This window comes from Cupriavidus pampae (assembly GCF_914271485.1).
GTDB classification, from domain to species: domain Bacteria; phylum Pseudomonadota; class Gammaproteobacteria; order Burkholderiales; family Burkholderiaceae; genus Cupriavidus; species Cupriavidus pampae.
In genome coordinates, this window is sequence record NZ_CAJZAG010000002.1 from 129,635 (window position 1) to 150,636 (window position 21,002).

Consider the following 21,002-nt stretch of genomic DNA (forward strand, 5'->3'; position numbering starts at 1 on the left):
GGAACGGGAGTCGAGCGTGACAAACACTGCCATTGGCGCTTCTCCGCGCCGCATCGACGGTCGCCTGAAGCTGACTGGCGCCGCCCGTTATACCGCCGACCACGTACGGCCGGACATGCTGTACGCCTACGGCGTCTACAGCACCGTGGCCGCCGGCAAGCTGGTCGAACTGGACCTGAGCGAAGCCCGTGCCGTGCCCGGCGTGGTCGATATCCTGCATCACGGCAACTTTCCGCGGCTCTATCGCGCGCCCAAGGCAGCAATCTCGATTGCGTCGATCCTCACTGCGGCGATCACCGACGAGCACCGGTTGCCGTTCGAGGACGAAACGATCCACTACGGCGGCCAGATGATCGCGATGGTGGTGGCCGATACGTTCGAGCATGCGCGCGAGGCAGCGTACCGCGTCCACGCACACTACACCGAGGCCAAGGCCGTGTTCGACCTCGAGCACGGCATCGAGGACAACGGCCTGCATGACGCCGGCGCCGGTCACACGCGCGGCACGGCCGAGGCGGCGTTCGACGCCTCCGCGATCCGCATCGACGCGCTCTATCGCACGCCGGTCGAAGCGCACAGCCCGATGGAAATGCACGCCACGCTGGCATGGTGGGACGACGGTCATCTGTATCTCTACGAGGCCACGCAGGGCGCCACCGGGCATCGCAACACCATCGCGCAGAACTTCGGGCTGCTGCCTGAGCAGGTGACCGTCGATTGCGCGTTTCTGGGCTCCGGCTTTGGCTCCAAGCTGTTCCTGTGGCCACATTCGGTCGCGGCGAGCGCCGCCGCGCAGGTCACCGGCCACCCGGTCAAGTTTGTGGTGCCGCGCTCGGCGATGTTCTCGACCACTGGCCAACGCCCCGAGACGCGGCAGCGCCTGCGGCTGTCGGCGGGCCCGGATGGCAAGCTGACGTCGATGCGGCACGAGTCTGTGAACACGACCTCTTTCGTCGATCAGTACGTGGAAACGTGCGGCAGCATGACGCAGAGCGCCTACGGTTGCGCCAATGTCACGGTAACCCACCACACCACCAACGTGCATCGCGGCGCGCCCACCTCGATGCGTGCGCCGGGCGCGGCGCCGGGGCTATTTGCGCTGGAGTCGGCCATCGACGAGCTGGCGCTGGCTTGCAACATGGACCCGGTGCAGTTCCGCTTGCTGAATATCTCCACGCGCGACGAGAGCCAGGACCTGCCGTGGTCGAGCAACCATCTGCGCGAGGCCATCGAGACCGGCGCGCGCGAGTTCGGTTGGGACCGCCGCGATCCGCGTCCGGGTTCCATGCGCGAGGGCACCGAGTTTATCGGTTATGGCATGGCCGGCTGCAATTGGGACGCGTATCGTACGCCGGCCGAGGCGCGCGTGCTGTTGCGTGGCGATGGCACCGCGCTGGTGTCATGCGCGGTGCAGGACATCGGCACCGGCATGTATACGATCGTCGCGCAGACCATCAGCGAACTGACTGGCCTGCCGTTCGACAAGATCGACGTGCGCATCGGCGATTCGTCGGCACCGGCCGCGCCGGTGGCCGGCGGTTCGTGGGCGACCGCGAGCGTGCTGCCGGCGGTTGCCGAAGCCACGCGCAACGCGATTGCGGAACTGCGCAAGTTCGCGACCGCGGAGGGCGCGGTGTTCGCAGGCGTCAAACCCGAAGCGCTGTCGATGAAGGATGGCCTGCTGACTGACGGCAAGCGCACCGTCGATCATGCCTCCGTGCTGAACGCGGAGCGCTACAGCGCTGCCGAAGGTTTCGCGCGCACAGGCGGCACGCCGACCGACAAGGTCGCCTTTATGTCGTTTGGCGCCCATTTCGTGGAGGTGCGCTGGGATCCGGGCATCTCGCGGCTACGGGTCTCGCGTGTCGTCAGCGTGATCGACGTCGGGCGCGCGATCAACCCGGTGACGGCCAGGAATCAGGTGGAAGGTGCCATCGTGATGGGGATCGGCATGGCGCTGTTCGAGGCCACCGAGTATGACGAGCGCAATGGCATGCCCGGCAACAACAATTACGCCGAGTATGCGGTGCCCGTGCACGCGGACCAGCCCGATATCCAGGTGATCCTGCTCGACTACCCCGATCTCGCGTTCAACGAATTCGGCGCGCGCGGCATTGGCGAGATCGGCATCACCGGTTTTGCCGCGGCGGTGGCAAACGCGGTCCATCACGCGACCGGCAAGCGCATTCGCGACTTGCCGATCGTCAAGGAGAAGCTGATGGAGGGGTGACGGGCGGTCAGACCATGCTGTCCGTCCCCAGAACCGCCGGATGCGAGGCCGGCGACGAAGGCGCGCTTGCCGCGACCCGCTCTCGTTCGACGATATGCTCCATGCCGGTAAGTGCAATCAAGTCGCCGTGCTCCGCCGCGAATTCCTCGATGTCCTGCGCGAGATCGGCGGGCGGTTGCGCCGGAACCGGCACGGCAGTCCTCGCGGTGGCCGGCGCCTGATTATCGGTCACGACCTTGCGGCCGAGGAACCACGTCGACAGCGCCATGATGCTGTTGATCGCGCCGTTGATCGAATTCATCGACTGCTTGCCAAGTTTGAGCCCATCCACCGGCTGGCTCGATGCGGCATTGATGTCCCCCAATGCGCTGACGGCGCCCGCCGCGGTGCCGCCGATCAGCCGCGCCTTGAACTCGTTCCACTGCCAGTTGGCCTTGACCGCGCCGAAGCCATCGGACATGCGTTGCGTCAGCGCTTCCGCCGTCGCGCCGCCTGCTGCCGAGAAACCGACGTCGATGGCGTAGAGGATAGCGGCGTCCTTCATGGGGTGGTCCTGCTCCGGCAGGTACGTCTTGGCGAGTCCTTTCAAGGCCATGAACGTGGTGAATGTGGCAATGAAAATTGCCTGCTTCGTGGCTTCGCTCTTCATCGTCGGGGTCTGCGCGACGCCGCCACCGATGCTCTGCCGCACGGCCTTGACGCCATGCTCCACCGTGTAATGCGCGGCACCGAGCGCGGCACCGCCGGCAAGATTGCCGATCAGCGCACCGATGATCTGACCGTAAAGGCGGCCCGCTTCCTCAGCCGGCTTGCCGGCCGTCGCCTTGCCGATCAACTCGCCCACGGCGGGGATGAGATCTTCGAACGCCTTGCGCGCCACGCCCCAGCTTGCCCCGCTCACGATCAACTGCTGGATGATCGAGGCAGCCTTCGCGTGGACGATCTGCTCGGGGGTGAGTTGCGGGCCCGCCGGCGTGGCCGGCGCTGCCTGCGGTGTGGCGGGCGGTGCATTGAGCCGTCTCCGCATGCCACCGGCGGAATATGTGGAAGTTTCAAGGCGTGGCTCCAGGCCCGCGGGACCTTTGCCGCTCAGGGTCGCGGCTTTTCCGCTCGACGTTGGCTTGGCTTTGCTGTCTGAATGCTCGACGGGTTGCAACGGCAATGCGGGATCGCTGCCGGTAACGGAAGGGTTCTTGAACATTTGGATGTCCTTGTGTGGTTGTCTCCAGGCACAAGACTAGTCACCACAGCCTTCCTCTACCCCGCCGATGCGAACCTTTAGACGCCGTAGCGAAGCGCGCTTACACCGCGTAGGCCGCGGCAAGTCGCTCGCGCGTGACGATCCGGGGCTGGTTTGCCGCGGGTTTCGACGATTGCGGCCGCGCGGGCTCCCATGTGGTGAGCGTCAGCGGCATCGGTTGCTCCACCTTGCTCGCCCGGCTCGCGCTGGGCACCGCCCTCACATTGCCGTCGAGATACTGCACCTCGCACAGATCCGCCAGATGGTCGCAGCGTGAGCGGCAGCCAAAGCCAACCACCAGCAGATCGATATCGTAAGCCAGCAGATCCATGACGCGCTGCTCCCACCCGGTTTCAGGAATCACGGTATCGACACCGGGGAACTGCCGGATCATCGCGGCGCGCACCGCGTAACGCGCGCCTGGCCGCTCGCCCTTGCGTGCCGCCAGCTCGTCGGTGGACACACCAACGATGATCGTCGTACCCAGTTGGCAGATGCGCTCCAGTTGCCGGGCCTGCGCGAGGTCGAACCGGTCAAACGTGCCGTAGGTGATCACGGCGCGGTGGGGACGGGAATCAGCGAGGCGAATGGTCATGGTGGGCTGCCGGGTCATGGTGGCTGGGAAAGATCCCAGTCCCATTAGCGCAACCCGTGTGCCAGCCCGCGGCAGCCCCTCAAATGTTGCCAATCGATGGCAATAGCCCGCCAACTTCCGGCATTGAGGCACGATTTGGTTACCCAACGACAGCCACCACCCGCGCGCAGGCGTTACGCGTTACGTAACGTTCCGGGCGCGGGTAACGGCCCGCCGCTCAATCCGCTTCCTGTCCGGTGGCCTTGCGAAGCTTCGTGACTTCAGCCTCTGTCACCGCCTTGGCCTTGTTGTTCCACCCCTGGCGAATGAACGTCAGCACGTCGGCCACTTCCTGATCGCTCAGCACATCGGCGAACTTTGGCATCGGATACGGTTGCGGCAGCCCCCGGATGATCAGCTCGTCGGAGCCGTTCAGCGTGACGTTGATCAGCGATACCGGGTTGCTTTCCAGGACGTTCGGATTGCCAGCCAGTGGTGACAGCAGCGGCGAGAACGCCTTGCCGTCGGCGCCGTGGCAGTTCATGCAGTACGTCGCATAGACCTTGGCCCCGGCGTTCCCGGCTGGCTTGCGCAACGCCGCCACGGTCGCAGTGGGATCGTAGGCATACGGCGGCGAACCATCGCCGCCCTGGCCGGGCAGAGACTTCAGGTACCGCGCGATGGCCGTCAGATCCTGCGGCGACATCTCCTGCAGGCTGTGGTTGATCACGCTGACCATGCCGCCAAACGCGCTGGCATGCTTGTTCGCGCCCTTGCCCATAAACTCGACGATGTCCTGCTCGCTCCAGCGGCCCAGCCCGTTATTGGACTCGCCGGTCAGATTCGAGGCGAACCAGTGCTCCACCACCGCGCCGGTCAGGTACGGTTTGCCCTTCTCGCTGAGTGCCTTCTCCTGAAAGCCCACGCCGCGCGGCGTATGGCAGGCGCCGCAATGCCCGAGCCCCTGCACGAGGTAGGCGCCACGGTTCCAGACCACATCCTGCTTGGGATCGTCTTTATAGGGAGCCTTGTCGAGGAAGACCATGTTCCAGAACTTCAACGGCCAGCGCATATTCAGCGGGAATGGAATCTCGGACTGGCGATTGGGCTGCTTGACCGGCTCCACGCCATGCATGAAGTACGCATACATGGCCTTGATGTCTTCCTGCCGCACCTTGGCGTAGGACGGGAATGGCATCGCCGGATACAGCGTATGCCCTTCCTTGGCCACACCCAGACGCACCGCGCGATCGAAGTCCGCCTCCGTGTAACGGCCGATGCCGGTGTCCGGATCAGGGGTGATATTGGTGGCGTAGATCGCGCCCATCGGGGTCACCATCTTGAAACCGCCCGCAAATGGCTTGCCGCCCGGCGCGGTATGGCAGGCGATGCAGTCGCCGGCCTTGGCCAGATATTCGCCGCGCTTGATCAGACCCTGATCGACATTGGCCGGCGGTGCGGCCCAGGCCTGAGTTGCCATGCATCCCACTACAAAGGACGCGCCAATCCCTGCACGCACTGTCAGTCGTTGCATGATGGCGCTCCCTAGGCGGTTTTGGGGTTGGTCTTGAGCTGCTTGACCAGCGGCAGCTTGCGCAGGCGCTTGCCCGTGGCGGCATAGACCGCGTTCGCGAGTGCCGCGCCGATCGCCGAGGTGCCGGGCTCGCCGATACCTCCCGGCGCTTCCGCGCTCTTGACCAGATGCACCTCGATCTTTGGGGTCTCGTTGATGCGCAGCATGCGATAGTCGGCAAAGTTGGTCTGCTGCACCCTGCCGTTGGCGAACGTGATCTCCCCCCATAACGCGCCGGTAATGCCGAAGATGATGCCGCCCTGCATCTGGGCCTCGACGGTTTCCGGGTTGACCAGCATGCCGGCATCCACCGCACAGACGACGCGCTTGACGGCCACGTCGCCGCTCTTGTCGACGCTCACCTCCGCGATCATGCAGAGGAAGCTGCCAAACGCATGCATCACGGACACGCCGCGGCCGGAGCCCTTTGGCAGCGCGCTGCCCCAGTTGGCCATTTTGGCGGCGATATCGAGCACGTTGCGCGCGCGTGGCGTGGGCCCGAGGATGCTCTGGCGGTATTGCACCGGATCGGAGTTGGCGCGAATGGCCAGCTCGTCGATCAGGCTTTCCACCACGAACGTGGCGCGGGTGGGACCGACGCCGCGCCACCACCCGGTGGGGACGTTGCGTGGCTCTTCGCGGATGTACTCGATCTGCTGGGTAGCGATCGCATAGGGCAGATCGGTGATCACCTCCACCGCGTCGATGTCGATACCGTTCTTGAAGACGGACGGCGCGAAACGCGCGAGAATCGACGAGCCCACCACCTTGTGATACCAGGCCACGGGCTTGCCCTTGGAGTCGAGGCCGACCGTCACTTCGTCGTAGTAGCACGGCCGATAGATATCGTGCTGCACGTCCTCCTCGCGGGTCCAGATCACCTTGACCGGGCCGTTGACGCGCTTGGCCACGCGCGCGGCCTGATAGACCATGTCCGCCTCCAGCCGCCGGCCGAAGCCGCCGCCGAGCAGGTGGTTGTACAGCACGATCTTGTCGCGGGCGACGCCGGTCGCTTTGGCGACCTCATCGACCGCGCGCGTTGGTACCTGCGTGCCGGTCCACACCTCGCAGCTGTCGGCCTTGACGTGCAACGTGCAATTGACGGGTTCCATCGGCGCGTGCGCGAGGAACGGCTGTTCGTAGGCGGCCGCGAAGGTCGACGCGGCCTTGTCGAGAGCGCCGCGGATATCGCCGACGGACTTCGCCACCGCGCCCGTTTTCTTGGCGGCGCGCTTCATATCGTCGAACAGGTCGCGCGTGACCATCTTGCCGTTGGGACCGTCGTTCCACCGGATCTTGAGCGCGGAGGCACCGCGCTTGGCCGCCCATGTGTGCTCGCCAATCACGGCCACGGTGTCGTCGAGCACGACCACCTGCGTCACGCCGGGGACCTGCTTCGCCACGGAGTCGTCGACGCTGGCCACTTTGCCGCCGAACACCGGGCAATTGACGATGATGGCGAACTTCATGTCCGGGATCATCACGTCGATACCGAACGTCGCGGTGCCGTTGCCCTTGGGCACCCCATCGAGCCGCTTGAGGGGTTTGCCGACGATCTGGAACTGGTCCGGGCGCTTGAGCGCGACTTCCTTGGGCACCGGCAGCTTGGCGGCATCGGTCACCAGTTCGCCGTAGGTCAGGCGGCGGCCCGTTGCCGCATGCAACACGGCGCCATCGCTGGCCTTGCAGGTGGACGGATCCACCTGCCAGCGGGAGGCGGCGGCACTGACAAGTACCGTGCGCGCCACGGCACCGGCCTGGCGCATCGGGTCCCACGCATAGCGGATCGAGGTGGACCCACCTGTGAGCTGCCCACCGAGCAGCGGATCGAAAAACAGCTTCTCGTCGGGCGGGGCGTGCGCGATGACTACCCGGGACAACGGCACCTCGAGCTCTTCGGCCAGCAGCATCGGGATGGCGGTGTAGACGCCCTGGCCCATCTCGACCTTGGGCATGATCAGCGTGACTTGCCCATCGGTGCCGATCTGCACGAAGGCATTGGGCGCGTACACCCCCTGGGGCGACACCACATTGACGAGTTCGTCGGTGACGCCCGCGCGTATCGGCGGGCCACCCGCGGCCGGCAGGCTGAAGCCGAGCAGCATGCCGCCACCGGCGCCGGTGGTGAGCAGCACACCGGCCTTGAGGAAGGTCCGGCGGGACGGGTTGACCGATTCCGGATCGGCGGGATGGGCGGCGGGGGACGTGTTGTTATGAGTTTGCGACATGTCAGCCCTCGTTGGCAGCCTGCTTGATGGCCGCCCGAATGCGCACGTACGTGCCGCAACGACAGATATTGCCGGCCATGGCGGCGTCGATATCGGCATCCGTGGGGTTTGGGTTCGCGGTCAGCAGCGCGGCCGCCGCGACCACTTGCCCCGACTGGCAGTATCCACACTGCACCACATCGAGGCTTTGCCATGCGTTCTGGATCTTGCGGCCGGCGGGTGTGGCGCCCACGGCCTCGATCGTGGTGATGCGCCGCCCCTGCACGGCCGCCACCGGCAGCACGCACGAACGCGTGGCTACCCCATCCACCTGCACCGTGCAGGCGCCGCATTGTGCGATGCCGCAGCCGAACTTGGTGCCGGTCATGCCCATCACGTCGCGTAGTACCCAGAGCAGCGGCATGTCGTCCGGCACCGCGACATTGCGCGTCTCACCATTGATATTCAGGCTAGCCATGTCAGTTTCCGCGTGAGGTTGGTTGGTCCCAGTATGGATATACGCAACCGACAGACCATTGTCACCACAACCATCGTATGGTGCCGGTCGCACCAAAGAGGCTTCGCGCAGACACGCGTGGGGGTCTAGGATCGCTGCATGCTCGGCATAAACGTGCCGCCGCAATGTGTTACCCCAATGTGTCACCCGATTGTGCCCACCCGAATGTGCCTCCCCCAGGCCAGCAGGAAGAGACGTCGATGCCCACACTTGAAGCTCTCGATCTAGCGCGCATTCAGTTCGCTTTCACGGTTTCCGTCCACATCATCTTTCCGGCGATCACGATCGGCATGGCGGCCTACCTGGCCGTGCTGGAAGCCTGCTGGCTGCGCACGCGCAACAAGGTCTACCGCGACCTCTATCACTTCTGGTCCAAGATTTTTGCGCTCAACTTCGGCATGGGGGTGGTCTCGGGCATCGTCATGGCCTACGAGTTCGGCACCAACTGGAGCTCGTTCTCCGAGTTCGCGGGTGGGATCACCGGCCCCCTGCTCGCCTATGAGGTGCTGACCGCGTTCTTCCTCGAGGCCGGATTCCTCGGCGTCATGCTGTTCGGCTGGAAGAAGGTTGGCCCGGGCCTGCATATGTTCGCCACCGCGATGGTCTGCCTTGGCACGCTGATCTCCTCGACATGGATCCTGGCGTCGAACAGCTGGATGCATACGCCGCAGGGCTACGAGATCATCAATGGCCGCGTGGTGCCGGTCGACTGGTTCGCGGTGATCTTCAATCCGTCGTTCCCGTATCGGCTCGTTCACATGGTGATTGCCGCGTTCCTGGCCACCGCGCTGTTCGTCGGCGCTTCGGGCGCCTGGCATTTGCTGCGTGGCAATGACAACCCGGCCATCCGCAAGATGCTGTCGATGGCGATGTGGATGATCCTGATCGTCGCGCCGATCCAGGCCGTGGTCGGCGATGCGCATGGCCTCAATACGCTCGAGCATCAGCCCGCCAAGATCGCGGCGCTCGAAGGCCACTGGGAGGCTGACGCGCCCGGACCACTACCACTGCTGCTATTCGGCATTCCGGATATGCAGGCCGAGGAAACACGCTATGCGATTGGCATTCCACGGCTGGGGAGTCTGATTCTGACGCATACGTTCAATGGCTCGATCAAGGGGCTCAAAGCGTTCCCGCCGCAGGACCGGCCCAACGCGACGATCATCTTCTGGACCTTCCGGGTGATGGTCGGGCTTGGCATGCTGATGATCCTGCTGGGACTGTCAGGGCTATTGCTGCGAAGACGCGCGCGCATCTTCTCGCATCGCGGCTTTCTCACGCTGGCGCTGGTGATGGGTCCGGCCGGACTGATCGCCTTGCTCGCGGGATGGTTCACCACCGAGATCGGGCGCCAGCCGTGGGTGGTCTACGGCCTGATGCGCACCGCCGATGCGGTGTCGCCGCACAGCGTCGGGCAACTCACGATCTCTCTCGCGCTGTTCGTGGTCACGTATTTCTTCGTATTCGGCGTGGGTATCGCCTACATGCTGCGCCTGGTGCGCAAGGGACCTCAGATGAACGAAGGCGATGCATTCGATGTCGAGCCTGAACCCGCCGCGCATCAGAAACCCGCGCGCCCCCTCTCCGCCATTCCCGACAACGTCGGCGTGGCCGCGGATCACAACCGGAGCTGACCCATGGGCATCGACCTGTCGCTAATCTGGATCGTGATCATCTTCTTCGGCGTGATGATGTACGTCGTGATGGATGGATTCGACCTCGGCATCGGCATCCTCTTTCCGTTCGTGCCCGACCGTCACGATCGCGATGTGATGATGAACACCGTTGCGCCGGTGTGGGATGGCAACGAGACGTGGCTCGTGCTCGGCGGCGCGGGTCTGCTCGCGGCGTTTCCGCTGGCCTACTCGATTCTGCTTTCGGCGCTGTATCTGCCGCTGATCCTGATGCTGCTGGGGCTGATCTATCGCGGCGTGGCCTTCGAGTTTCGCTTCAAGGCCAATGACCGCGAGCGCCCGGTGTGGGATATCTCGTTCATGGGTGGCTCGCTGGTGGCGGCATTCTTTCAGGGCGTGGCGCTCGGCACCTTTATCGACGGCCTGCCCGTGCGCGACGGCGCTTTCGCCGGAGACGCGTTCAGCTGGTTTGCACCGTTCCCGCTGTTCTGTGGCGTGGGCGTGATCATCGCCTACATGCTGCTGGGGACCACGTGGCTGATCATGAAAACCGAGGGCGACCTGCATGCGCGCATGGTGCGTGTGGCCACGCCGCTGATCTGGGTGATGCTCGCGAGCATTCTCGCGATCAGCATCTGGACACCGCTTGCGCATCCGCGTATCTCGGCGCGCTGGTTTACGTTTCCCAATCTTCTCTGGTTTTCGCCGGTGCCGATTCTGGTGGTGCTGGGCGCGATCCAGCTGTTGCGCTCGCTACGCGGTGAGGTTCACTCGAAGCCGTTTATCTATACGCTATGCCTGATCTTTCTCGGCTATAGCGGGCTGGCCATCAGCACCTGGCCCAATATCATCCCGCCGTCGATCTCCATCTGGACCGCGGCCGCGCCGCCGCAAAGTCAGGGCTTTGCGCTTGTCGGCGCGCTGTTCGTCATTCCGTTCATCCTCGTCTATACGACCTGGTCCTACTATGTGTTCCGGGGCAAGGTACGGCTGGGCGAGGGATATCACTGAGCGCGGGGAGACATTGCCATGGAGAACGCTGAACTGCGTACAGAAGCTCGTCCGAACCGGCTGCGTCAGCTGGCCTGGCTGGTAGGGATATGGGCCGCCGGTGTCGGCGGCCTCGGGGTGGTTGCGATGTTTATCAGGCTGATGATGGAAGCTGCCGGAATGCGCAGCCACTAGTCATCGCTCAGAACATCGCTCAGAACATCGCTCAAAAACGGTGCCGCATGCCCAGGAACACGCCCAGGCTGTTGTTGCGGCCCGCATAGGGGCCGTTCATGGTCGCGCCGACGCGGTTATATGACGTGGCCAGATAGGTGTCGGTGCGCTTCGAGAAGAAGTAGTCGCCGATCAGGAACGCCGCCAGCTTGGTACCGTTTTCGCCCGCCGCATTGACCTGACGCGCCGCGTCATAGAGAAACGCCGCCTTCAGCACCCACGCCTGCGTCGCCTGATACGTGGTGCCAATCTGGAACACGTGGTCGGTGCGCGGTGCGGTGCTGCTGCCGATATTGGTCACGCCGGGATTCGCGTAGAACTGCGCGTTGGTGCCGTACGTCGGCACAAAGTCCTGGCTTGCGGACGGCGCGAAGGCCCCGTCGCGACGCGTGTACAGGTAGTACCCGTGCAGCGTCACCTTGCCCAGCGTGTACGCGGCGCCCACCCCCGCATTGGACTGCTTGTTACTGTTGGGGTCGCGCGCCTGCTGGCCGACCGCACCCAGCACCATGGGCCCACTGGTGTAGTTCACGCCCGCCGAATAGATCGATCCCGCCGAGGCGCCCCCCGCGAACTCGCCGAACGTATACGCAGCCTCGATCTTGAGCGGACCGATGTTTTGCTGGTACTTGAGCGAGTTGTCCATGCGTGAGCCTTCCAGCAGCTGCACCCAGACGTCGCTCGCGCCCGTATTGCCCCAGCCGATCGTATCGAACGGCAGCAGAATGTCGAACGGCACGCTGTACTGACGGCCAAACGTGATCTGGCCATAGTCGGCGTTGAGGCCGACCCATGCCTGGCGGCCGAACAACCGTCCGCCCTGCAGCGACACGCCAGTGTCGGGCGCAAAGCCCGCTTCCAGCCGGAACACCGCCGAGGTGCCACCGCCGAGATCCTCGTTGCCGAGAATGCCGAAGCGCGAGCCGTTGAAGAACCCGGGCGCGATGCTGACCGCATTGCCCGCGCGCGTGGCGCGCCCCGCCGCGTTGGTGGCCGCGATCTGATTGGTCTGGTAAGCGATGGCTGTATCGATAAGGCCGTACAGCGTTACCGAGGTCTGCGCGTGCGCGGCCCCCGCCATCGTCAGCATGACGCCGAGCGTCGAAACCTTCTTCATTGTCTCCTCCTTGTAAATTGGTTTCGAATGTAAACTAACTGATGGACAACGTAAACTATATGGGCGCAGCTTCGCGTGATGGATGTGTCTTGGCGGCGACAATGGCGTTAGAATCGTTGACAGTGACAACCATTCGGAGTCGTACCTCATGAGCGCAACGAAGTCTGCGAAGGGAACGAAGACCGCAAGCAAGACCGCCGCGGCCCCCATTGCCGCGCCGCGCATCATCACGGACCTGCTCTCGTCGCGCCTGCACAACCTGGCCGGGCTCTCGGCCGCCAGCGCGTCGCTGCGCGTGCAACGCAAGTTCGGCCTGACGCTGCTGGAATGGCGCTCCATCGGCATGCTGGGTGCCTATGCGCCGTTGTCGCTGAAGGAGCTCGCGCGCCGTGCCGCGCTCGACAAGAGCTATGCGAGTCGTACGGTCTCGGCGCTGATCGAGCGCGGGCTGATTGTTAGCGAACGCAGTGACACCGACGCGCGCGCGGTGCTGCTGAGCCTGACCAAAGCCGGTGATGCGCTCTATCGCAAGGTGATCGTCGACGCCAACGCGCGCAACGAACGGCTGTTGCGACCCCTGAGTGCGGAGCAGCGCAGGGTGCTGATGGAAATGCTGGCGGTGCTGACCACCAGCGCGCGCGACGTGTTGGATGAGGAACGACGCGCTGCGGCGGGAGACCCCATCGACGATGAAGTGGCAGGCGACAGTACGTCCCTCCCGGCCACCAGCGCCGCGACAGAGGACACTGGCGGCGGCGCGGAGCTCGACCTCGCCGAACTCCGCTCGCTGGTATCGCGACTGAACCGGCTCGTCGGCGAGTCAGGCGGCAGCTTGTAATACCGCGCGCAGCGGATTGAGCCCGCTGCGCAGCACGCGGCTGTGTAGCTGACGGCCAAGCACCGTTTCGCATTCGCGCGCGGCTTCGAGCATGCCTTCGAGGTCGATGCCGGTCCGCACGCCCATCGCATCGAGTAGCGCGACCCAATCCTCGGTGCAGACGTTGCCGGTATGACCGCCGCCGTATTGCACCTTGGCCGGATGCCCGCCCACGCCGCCCATCGCGCAATCGAAGTGGGTCACGCCCGCCTCCAGCGCTGCCACGTAGTTGACCAGACCGGTGGCACGTGTGTCATGGAAGTGGGCAATCGGCGTAACGTCCGGAAAGTCACGCCGCATCTTGCGAAACAGCGCTCGCGTGGTCTGCGGCGTGGCCATGCCCGTGGTATCGCCGAGGGTGACCAGGGTCACGCCGAGATCGCGGAAGCGGCCGACATCGCGCAGCACCTGCTGGGCATCGACCTGGCCTTCGAACGGACAGCCGAAGGCCACCGAGATCGTGCCGACCATGCGGAAGTTGCCGCGCGCGGCATCGGCCATGGCACGGACGTTTTCCCACTGGTCGTCGCGACTGCGCTTGAGGTTGCGTTCGGAATGCGATGACGAGGCCGAAACCAGCAGGCTCACCTCGTTGGCGCCAATACCCGCTTCGCGGTCGGCCAGCGCGCGCGTGACGGCGTGGCCATTGGCACAGGTGGCCTTGTACATGACGCCATCACGGCGCGGCAGTGCTCGCAGCAGTTCAGTGGCATCACCAAACTGCGGCACCACCTTGGGGTTCGAGTATGAGGTCGCCTCCACGCGCGGAAAACCGATCGCCGCAAAGCGATCGATCAGCGCGACCTTGGTTTCGGTGGGCACGAAATCGGGCTCATGCTGCAGCCCATCGCGGGCAAAGCATTCGCACAGCACGACTTCTGCGGCAACGGTATTGAGAGAGTTGGTGTCGGCGGTCATCGTCTCAGCCTGCATAGGGGGGATGGCGGACACGCTCAGTTGGCGAGCCCGAACAGCGCGATCGCGTGCTCGCGCAACTTGTTTTTCTGTACCTTGCCGCTCGCGGTCATGCCGATGCGCTCGAAATCGGTCACCACGTCCGCATAGCGCGGCGTGCGGAAATTCGCCATGCGCGGCTTGCTCCAGGCCAGCAGCGCTTCGGCATCGAGCGTCATGCCCGGCTTGAGCGTGACAAACGCGGCCGGCACTTCGCCGAGGCGCGCGTCCGGCACGCCGACCACCTGCGCCGAAGCCACGGCCGGGTGCGACAGCAGTACCTGCTCCACTTCGGCGGGCGCCACGTTCTCGCCGCCCACGCGGAAGACATCCTTGAGTCGGCCGACCAGGCGCAGACGCCCATCGGCGCGCAGTGCGCCGAGGTCACCGGTACGCAGCCAGCCATCCGCGGTGAAGACCTTCGCATTGGCTTCCGGCTGCTTGTAGTAGCCGCGCATCACACCCCAGCCCTTGACCTGAATCTCGCCGACCTCGCCGCTTGCGCAGACCTTGCCCGTCGTGTCATCGACGATGCGGACCTCCACGCCATCGTGCGGCAGCGCAAAGCCGCCCACGCGCAGCGCCTCGTCATCGCGCCAGTCGTTGAGCACAACGTTCGGCGACGCCTCGGACAAACCATAGGCCCAACAGATGCGTCCGATGCCCATCTCATCGATGATGCGGCGCATGGTGTCCGGACCGGCGGCCGCCCAGCCGCCACGCAGGTGTAGCCGCGTGCGATCGAAGTTCTCGTGCGCGATCAGCAGCTGGAACAGCGTCTCGTTGCCGGAGATAAACGTGCAACGCTCCTGGTCGAGCATGCGCAGCGCGGCACCCGCTTCGAACGTCGGCAGCGTCGCGATGCTGGCGCCCGCGCACAGTGCGCACAGCAACGACAACGTGGAGCCGGCCACATGGAAGAATGGACGGCAGTTGAAATAGCAGTCCGTCGCATCGATGCCGAGCCGTTGGCCCACGGCCGTGGCGTTGCGCAGCATATTGTCGTGCGTAAGCATCACGCCCTTGGGATGCGCGGTCGTGCCCGACGTGAACTGGATCAGCAGCAGATCGTCGGGGACCACGGCCTGCATCGCCGCATCGAGCGCGTCGTCCGAGATCTCTTCCCCGCTCGCAAGGAACGCGTCCCATCCCAGTCCAGCGCGCGGCACGTCATCGCCAATCGCCACGACATGGTCCAGCAGCGGCAGTTCGGTGCCCGGCAGCGCGTGATCGACGGCCGGTTCCGCTTCGCGCAGATAGCCCATGAAGTCGATCTTGAGAAAGCGGTCGGCCAGAATCAGCAGCCGTACGTCGGATTGACGCAGGCAATATGCAATCTCCGCCGCCTTGAAGCGCGTGTTGACGGGTACCGTGACGGCACCGATCATCGCCGCACCGTAGAAACTCGCCACCCAGCGATCGTCGTTGCCGCACAGCAGCCCGACAAAGTCGCCATGTTTGATGCCGCGCGCCAGCAACGCCCGCGCGACGCGACGCGCCTGCAGTTCCAGCTGGCGCCACATCGTGCTGCCATCGGGGGTGACCAGTGCGCGTTGCACGCCACGCTGGCTGACCTGCTCGGCCAGCACGGCGGCGAGGGTACGAGGTTCCCAGCTCATGCGTCGGCTCCCGATCGGTTGGCGGTGAATCCGCTGATGCCCGAACGCCAGTCCGAGCGAGACAGGTTCTGTTCGATCGCCAGTAATTCTTCGGCCAGCGCGCCGCGCGGGCCCAGTTCGATGCCACGGTCGATGCAGCGCTTGGCCAGCCGCATGCCGAGCGGCGGCGCCTTGCCGATGGTGGCGGCCAGACGCGCAACCTCTTCCTCGAGCACGTCGCGCGCAACGAGTCGCGTGATCAGACCGACGTCGAGCGCTTCTTCCGCCGAGAGCCGTCTTCCGGTAAACATCATGTCCTTGGCCAGCCGCTTGCCGACGATGCGCGCCAGCCGCTGCGTGGCACCAACCGTGCCCCACTGCGCTTCCGGGGTCCAGAACGCCGCGTCGGGCGTGGCGATGGCAAAATCGCAGGCGGCGGCGATTTCCACGCCGGAACCTGCCGCCGCGCCTTCGATCACGGCGACCACCGGCATTGGCAGCGCCTCCAGCGCGTCATAGGCAAAGAAGCCGCGCATGCGCCGGGCCAGCACCTGCGCTTCGTCCATGGTCTTGCGTTCCTTGAGGTCCGCGCCCGCGCAGAACGCGGGGCCCGCACCGCGCACCAGCACCACGCGCACGTCCGGATCCGCCGCCGCCGCGGTGGCGGCCGCCTGCAAACCTTCGCACATGGCCAGATTCAGCGCATTGCGGCTGTCGGGCCGGTTGAGCGTAATGGTCGCGATGCCGGCATCCACGGCATACAGCACCGCCTGTTCGTTCGTATCCGGCTGGTTGGTTTCCGTCATGATTTCCTCTGCTTGCCTCAGATTGCCTTCGCCTCGCGCAGGGCGCGCACACGATCCGCGTCCAGGCCGAGCCGCTCGCGCAGCACGGTCTCCGTATGCTCGCCGAGCAGTGGCGGGCGGCCGAGCGAAGGATCGTCCCAGCCATCGAAGCGCAATGGCACCGGCAGTGCCGGGAATTCGCCGATGGCCGGATGATCGAAGTGGCCGACCATGCCGCGCGCCTGCACGTGCGGGTCGGACAGTACCTCATCGACCGAATTGATCGGGCCGGCCGGCACACTGGCCGCATCCATCGCCGCGCACAGCGCGTCGCGATCCCATGCGGCGATGGCCTCGGTCAGATGGCGCATCACCTCTTCGCGGCGCCGCACGCGGCCCGCGTTGGTCTTCAGTTCCGCATCGGCGCCCCATGCTTCGAGCTTGAGCACCTGGCACAGCGGCACCCAGTGCTGATCGCTTGCGGTGATATGCAGCCAGCGTCCGCCCTGCGCCTGAAAACTTGCCGACGGCACGCGACCCGGGTGTTCGGTACCAAGTCGCGGCGGGACTTCGTGCAGCGCGAACCAGCGCGCGGCCGCGAGCGTCAGCAGGCTTACCTGCGCATCGAACATCGACAGATCGATATGGCAGCCCTGCCCCGTCGCGCTACGGCCTTGCAGCGCGGACAGCACGGCGATCGCGGCCCACAGACCGGAGGTCAAATCGGCCACCGGCAGACCCGGCTTGACCGGACCGCCATCGCGTTCGCCGGTCAGGCTCATGATGCCGCCCATCGCCTGGAACACCGTGTCATAGCCCTTGCGTGGCGCGTAGGGGCCGGTCTGGCCAAAGCCCGTGCACGACAGATAGACGAGCTTCGGATTGATCTCGCGCAGCGCGTCGGGACCCAGCCCATAGCGCTTGAGCGTGCCCACCGGGAAGTTCTCGATCACCACGTCGACATCGGCGGCAAGGTCCCGCACGATCTGCTGCCCCTGCTCGCTGCGCAGGTTCACGGTGATCGACTGCTTGCTGCGGTTGAACGCCATGTAGTACGCGCTCTCGCCGCCATCGGGGTTGCCGTCCTTGTCTGCCACGCGCGGTTCGAAGCTGCGCGTTTCGTCGCCGGTGCCCGGCTGCTCGACCTTGATCACCGTGGCGCCGAGTTCGGCGAGGATCATCGAGGCGAACGGACAGGCGAGGACCCGTGACAGGTCCAGAATCGTGATGTGCTCGAGTGGCCTGGCCATGGCGCGTTACCGTTCCGTTCGCACGAAGCTGCGCATGCGCTTGTTGGCCTCGCGGCCGACTTCGAGGCCCTGTGCCAGCGGCATGTCCACCACTTCATGGAAGGTCTTCTTGGTGGTGGCCATCGCGGCGCGGCTGACCGCGGCCATGCGGCTGGCCATGGCCATCGCCTCGTCCATCAGCACCGCGTCGTCATGCACGGCGTTGACCATGCCGAGTTCCACCGCGCGCGCCGCGTCGATGGTCTCGCCGGTCGCGACGAGGTGGAACGCGGCCTTGCGGCCGATCTGGCGCGTGAGGTTCGGCAGCACGATGGCCGCCACGATGCCATGCTTGACCTCGGGATAGCCAAGGCGCGCCGAACGGCCGGCGATGGCGAGGTCGCAGGCAATTGCCAGCCCCGCGCCGCCGCCCATCGCAAAGCCGTTGATCGCGGCGATCACGGGCTTGCTCATGCGCGATACGCTCAGATGCAGCTGCATCGTCAGTTCGGCGCGTTCTTCCACGCGCGACATCTGGTCGGGCGTGAGGTCCTTGAATTCGGTGATATCGGCGCCCGCGCAGAAGGCTGCGCCATTGCCAGTCAGCACCACGACGTGCACGGTGTCGTCGGTCTCCGCCGCGGCCAGTGCGTCGACCAGCGCGCGCGTCAGCGCATTGTTCAGCGCGTTGCGCTTCTCGGGGCGGTTCAGGCGCAGCACGCGCACCTGGCCGACGTTTTCGATCAACAGTTCATTCATTGTCTTACCTCGATTCGGTTCAACTCGATGCGCTTCAGCTAAAGCGCGTCGTGGAGGCCAGCGCCTCGCGGGTCTCCGCCATGATGCGCTCCACCAGCGTCGCGGCCGGCACCAGTTCGTCGATCAGCGCCGCGCTTTGACCTGCTTCCACCTTGCCTTGATCGACATCGCCGTCGACGGCGGCCATGCGCAGCGAGCGGCTGCCGAACAGCGCTTCCAGCGCTTCACGCGACTGACCTTCGCGTTCGGCCGCTTCATATTCGGCTGTGAACGCGTTGCGCACCGCGCGAATCGGCAGGCCGCGCCAGCCGACGAGCGTGGTGTCGCCCACGCCAGCACCGAGCACCTTGTCCTTGTACGCGTCGTGCAACGACGCCTCGGGCGTGAGCAGGAAGCGCGTGCCCAGCTGCGCGGCATCGGCACCGAGGCACAGCATCGCCGCTACGCCAGCGCCATCGGCAATGCCGCCGCCGGCGACGATCGGCAGATCGACCGCGCGGGCAATCAGTCGGACCAGTACCAACGTGCTGGTGCCACTCGGCGGCGGATGACCGCCCGCCTCGCCACCGACTACGACCAGACCATCGACCCCCGCGTCGGCGGCCTTGCGTGCGTGATCGGGGTGGGCCACCACGTGCAGCCACTTGACGCCCGCAGCCTGAAAGCGCGCAATGTGCTCGCGCGGGCTGCCCTGCGAGGCGATCAGGATCGGCACGTGCTCGTCGAGCACGATCTGCAGATGTTCGGCCGCGCGCTTGTTGTACAGCGCGATATTGACCGCGAACGGCGCATCGGTGATCTCGCGCACTTCCTGAATCGCGCGGCGCAGATCGTCGGGACGCATCGGACCCGCGGCGATCACGCCAAGGCCACCGGCCTTCGATACCGCGCCGGCAAGCCGGGAACTCGAGGACGCCCAGCTCATGCCAGCCTGGATGATGGGATAGCGGATCCCGAGCAGTTCGGTGATGCGCGTCTTGATGCTCATGTATCGATTCCTCTGGATTCCCGTGTAAAACCTGTGGGCCTGGCCAGCGCCCCCAGTCTCTGCGGGCGTCCGGCTGGCGCTATTCGGCCGTGATACCGGCCGCCTTGATGATTGGGCCCCAACGGCCTTGCTCGGACTTGATCTGATTGCGATAGGCGTCCGAGGTGCTGGCCTGTGCGATGCCGCCCTGCTCCGCGAACTTTTCGACGACTTCGGGCGTACGCAGCGCGGCGGTGGCCGCCTCGACGATCTTTGCCGATACATCGCTCGGCAGGCCGTGCGGCGCCACGATGCCGTAGGCGCCGGCCGCGAGTACCTTGGGCAGACCCACATCGGCCGCGGTCGGCACCTCGGGCAGCGCGGGCAGACGCTTGCTGTCGGTCAGCATCAGGCCGCGCAGCTTTCCGGCCTTGATCAGATGCGCCACGGCGGGGACTTCCGCGATGAACATATCCACCTGACCGCCGATCAGATCCTGCACGGCCGGGGCACCACCCTTGTACGGAACGTGACACAGCTTGATGCCTGCCTCGCGCTGCAACAACGCGCCGACCACATGCGTGCTGCTGCCGACGCCGGCGGAGGCAACGGTGTATTTGTCCGGCTCACGCTTGGCGGCGGCCATCAGGTCCGCGACGGACTTGAACGGCGAGTTCGCATTGACGACGAGCAGATTGGGCGTCGACACCATGGTCGTCAGGTAAGTGACGTCCTTGAGCGGGTCGAACGGCATCTTGGGGGAGATAAACGGTGCGTACACCATCGCGCCAGTACCGGCCATGCCGAGCGTATAACCATCGGCGGTGGCGCGCGTGACGGCGGAGATACCAACGAGGCCACCAGCACCCGGGCGATTCTCGACCACGATGGGCTGCCCGAGGCGCGTGCCCATGGACTTGGCCATGGTCCGCGCCATCACATCGGCCGGACCACCGGCCGCGAACGGCACGATCAAGACGATCGGTTTATCCGGGAACGCCGCCTCGGCCGCCCCAAAGGCCAGCAAGGCGGCCACGCACAGCATGCCCCTCATCACGCGCAACATTTTGTCTCCTTGGTCTGTACTGCCTGTTGTTGGTGGACATCGTATTGGATATTGTTGTGTTTGTCCACTATTTGAGTACAACCAAGGGAGGAGCGTTCCATGCACCTCTCGGCGCTAACCTGAAGCCAGGAAAAACAAGACCCGACCGAAGTCGGGTCTTGTATGAGATCGATGCTGGGACGACCTCACTAGTCGCGCACTCGCCGCCGTGCGCTTGCCCGACTAGGCATCAGGCGTTTTGCCTTCGTAAGTTCTCTTTGCTTTTTTCCATTCCGACTCAGCAAACGGCCGGAGGCCAACGAGTGCCGCGCGCGACGCCAGGCCTCCGATGAGTACGGATGCGAACCCCGCTAGAGACATCGTGATGCCAGCCCATTTGGGAAGCCATTCCATGCCCATTCCTGTGGCTCCTATCGCGATTCCAACGAGAATAAGAGCAGCGCGCGCGGGC

Annotated in this window: 18 protein-coding genes; 5 read left to right on the forward strand and 13 right to left on the reverse strand. The window is 65.2% G+C overall.

Annotated elements, in window-relative coordinates; genetic code table 11:
• The first annotated feature begins 16 nt into the window (after positions 1–16).
• Entirely contained in the window at positions 17–2,230 is a 2,214-nt protein-coding gene (locus tag LDO41_RS04865) for a xanthine dehydrogenase family protein molybdopterin-binding subunit (RefSeq protein ID WP_223982687.1), read from the forward strand.
• A gap of 7 nt (positions 2,231–2,237) precedes the next feature.
• Here the strand turns inward: LDO41_RS04865 and LDO41_RS04870 are convergent, their stop codons facing one another.
• The 5 genes from LDO41_RS04870 to LDO41_RS04890 form a co-directional block, all read right to left on the reverse strand.
• Entirely contained in the window at positions 2,238–3,431 is a 1,194-nt protein-coding gene (locus tag LDO41_RS04870) for a type III effector (RefSeq protein ID WP_223982689.1), read from the reverse strand.
• Positions 3,432–3,531: 100 nt separating this feature from the next.
• Positions 3,532–4,065, reverse strand: coding sequence for a nucleotidyl transferase family protein (locus tag LDO41_RS04875; RefSeq protein ID WP_223982691.1), 534 nt, complete (start codon positions 4,063–4,065; stop codon positions 3,532–3,534).
• 217 nt (positions 4,066–4,282) lie between these two features.
• Positions 4,283–5,578: a c-type cytochrome gene (locus LDO41_RS04880; RefSeq protein ID WP_223982692.1), complete on the reverse strand. Its 1,296-nt coding sequence runs from the start codon at positions 5,576–5,578 to the stop codon at positions 4,283–4,285.
• Positions 5,579–5,589: 11 nt separating this feature from the next.
• On the reverse strand, positions 5,590–7,845 hold the full coding sequence (locus LDO41_RS04885; RefSeq protein ID WP_223982694.1) for a xanthine dehydrogenase family protein molybdopterin-binding subunit: 2,256 nt from the start codon (positions 7,843–7,845) through the stop codon (positions 5,590–5,592).
• A 1-nt stretch (position 7,846) separates the two neighbouring features.
• Positions 7,847–8,302, reverse strand: a complete 456-nt coding sequence (locus LDO41_RS04890) for a (2Fe-2S)-binding protein (RefSeq protein WP_223982696.1) — start codon at positions 8,300–8,302, stop codon at positions 7,847–7,849.
• Positions 8,303–8,541: 239 nt separating this feature from the next.
• Here LDO41_RS04890 and LDO41_RS04895 point away from each other — a divergent pair, with 239 nt between their 5' ends.
• Genes LDO41_RS04895 through LDO41_RS04905 form a run of 3 tightly spaced genes read left to right on the forward strand, consistent with a single transcriptional unit; the run spans position 8,542 to position 11,160 of the window.
• Positions 8,542–9,975, forward strand: a complete 1,434-nt coding sequence (locus LDO41_RS04895; protein WP_223982698.1) for a cytochrome ubiquinol oxidase subunit I — start codon at positions 8,542–8,544, stop codon at positions 9,973–9,975.
• A gap of 3 nt (positions 9,976–9,978) precedes the next feature.
• Positions 9,979–10,986 (forward strand): cytochrome d ubiquinol oxidase subunit II, encoded by a 1,008-nt coding sequence (gene cydB / locus LDO41_RS04900; RefSeq protein WP_223982701.1) that lies wholly within the window; start codon positions 9,979–9,981, stop codon positions 10,984–10,986.
• A gap of 18 nt (positions 10,987–11,004) precedes the next feature.
• Positions 11,005–11,160 (forward strand): DUF2474 domain-containing protein, encoded by a 156-nt coding sequence (locus tag LDO41_RS04905; protein ID WP_223982704.1) that lies wholly within the window; start codon positions 11,005–11,007, stop codon positions 11,158–11,160.
• A gap of 31 nt (positions 11,161–11,191) precedes the next feature.
• Here LDO41_RS04905 and LDO41_RS04910 read toward each other — a convergent pair whose 3' ends face one another.
• On the reverse strand, positions 11,192–12,316 hold the full coding sequence (locus LDO41_RS04910; RefSeq protein WP_223982707.1) for a porin: 1,125 nt from the start codon (positions 12,314–12,316) through the stop codon (positions 11,192–11,194).
• A 148-nt stretch (positions 12,317–12,464) separates the two neighbouring features.
• Between LDO41_RS04910 and LDO41_RS04915 the strand changes: the two genes are divergently transcribed.
• Entirely contained in the window at positions 12,465–13,154 is a 690-nt protein-coding gene (locus LDO41_RS04915; RefSeq protein WP_223982710.1) for a MarR family winged helix-turn-helix transcriptional regulator, read from the forward strand.
• On the opposite strand, the gene LDO41_RS04920 is transcribed toward LDO41_RS04915, so the two are convergent.
• From LDO41_RS04920 to LDO41_RS04950, 7 genes are all read right to left on the reverse strand, one after another.
• Positions 13,137–14,111: a hydroxymethylglutaryl-CoA lyase gene (locus LDO41_RS04920; protein WP_223982712.1), complete on the reverse strand. Its 975-nt coding sequence runs from the start codon at positions 14,109–14,111 to the stop codon at positions 13,137–13,139. The genes LDO41_RS04915 and LDO41_RS04920 overlap by 18 nt on opposite strands.
• A gap of 35 nt (positions 14,112–14,146) precedes the next feature.
• Entirely contained in the window at positions 14,147–15,766 is a 1,620-nt protein-coding gene (locus LDO41_RS04925) for an AMP-binding protein (RefSeq protein WP_223982714.1), read from the reverse strand.
• Positions 15,763–16,551, reverse strand: coding sequence for an enoyl-CoA hydratase/isomerase family protein (locus LDO41_RS04930; RefSeq protein WP_223982716.1), 789 nt, complete (start codon positions 16,549–16,551; stop codon positions 15,763–15,765). The genes LDO41_RS04925 and LDO41_RS04930 overlap by 4 nt, the downstream gene beginning before the upstream one ends.
• Before the next feature lie 17 nt (positions 16,552–16,568).
• Positions 16,569–17,780 carry a CaiB/BaiF CoA transferase family protein gene (locus tag LDO41_RS04935; RefSeq protein WP_223982718.1) on the reverse strand — a complete coding sequence of 404 codons (1,212 nt, stop codon included), beginning with the start codon at positions 17,778–17,780 and terminating at the stop codon, positions 16,569–16,571.
• Positions 17,781–17,786: 6 nt separating this feature from the next.
• A complete protein-coding gene (locus LDO41_RS04940) occupies positions 17,787–18,518 on the reverse strand; it encodes an enoyl-CoA hydratase/isomerase family protein (protein ID WP_223982720.1) in 732 nt (243 codons plus the stop codon).
• A 34-nt stretch (positions 18,519–18,552) separates the two neighbouring features.
• Positions 18,553–19,506, reverse strand: coding sequence for an NAD(P)H-dependent flavin oxidoreductase (locus LDO41_RS04945; protein WP_223982722.1), 954 nt, complete (start codon positions 19,504–19,506; stop codon positions 18,553–18,555).
• A 79-nt stretch (positions 19,507–19,585) separates the two neighbouring features.
• The gene (locus LDO41_RS04950) at positions 19,586–20,551 is read right to left on the reverse strand and encodes a Bug family tripartite tricarboxylate transporter substrate binding protein (RefSeq protein WP_223982724.1); all 966 of its coding nucleotides are present in this window, start codon (positions 20,549–20,551) and stop codon (positions 19,586–19,588) included.
• Between the last annotated feature and the right edge of the window lie 451 nt (positions 20,552–21,002).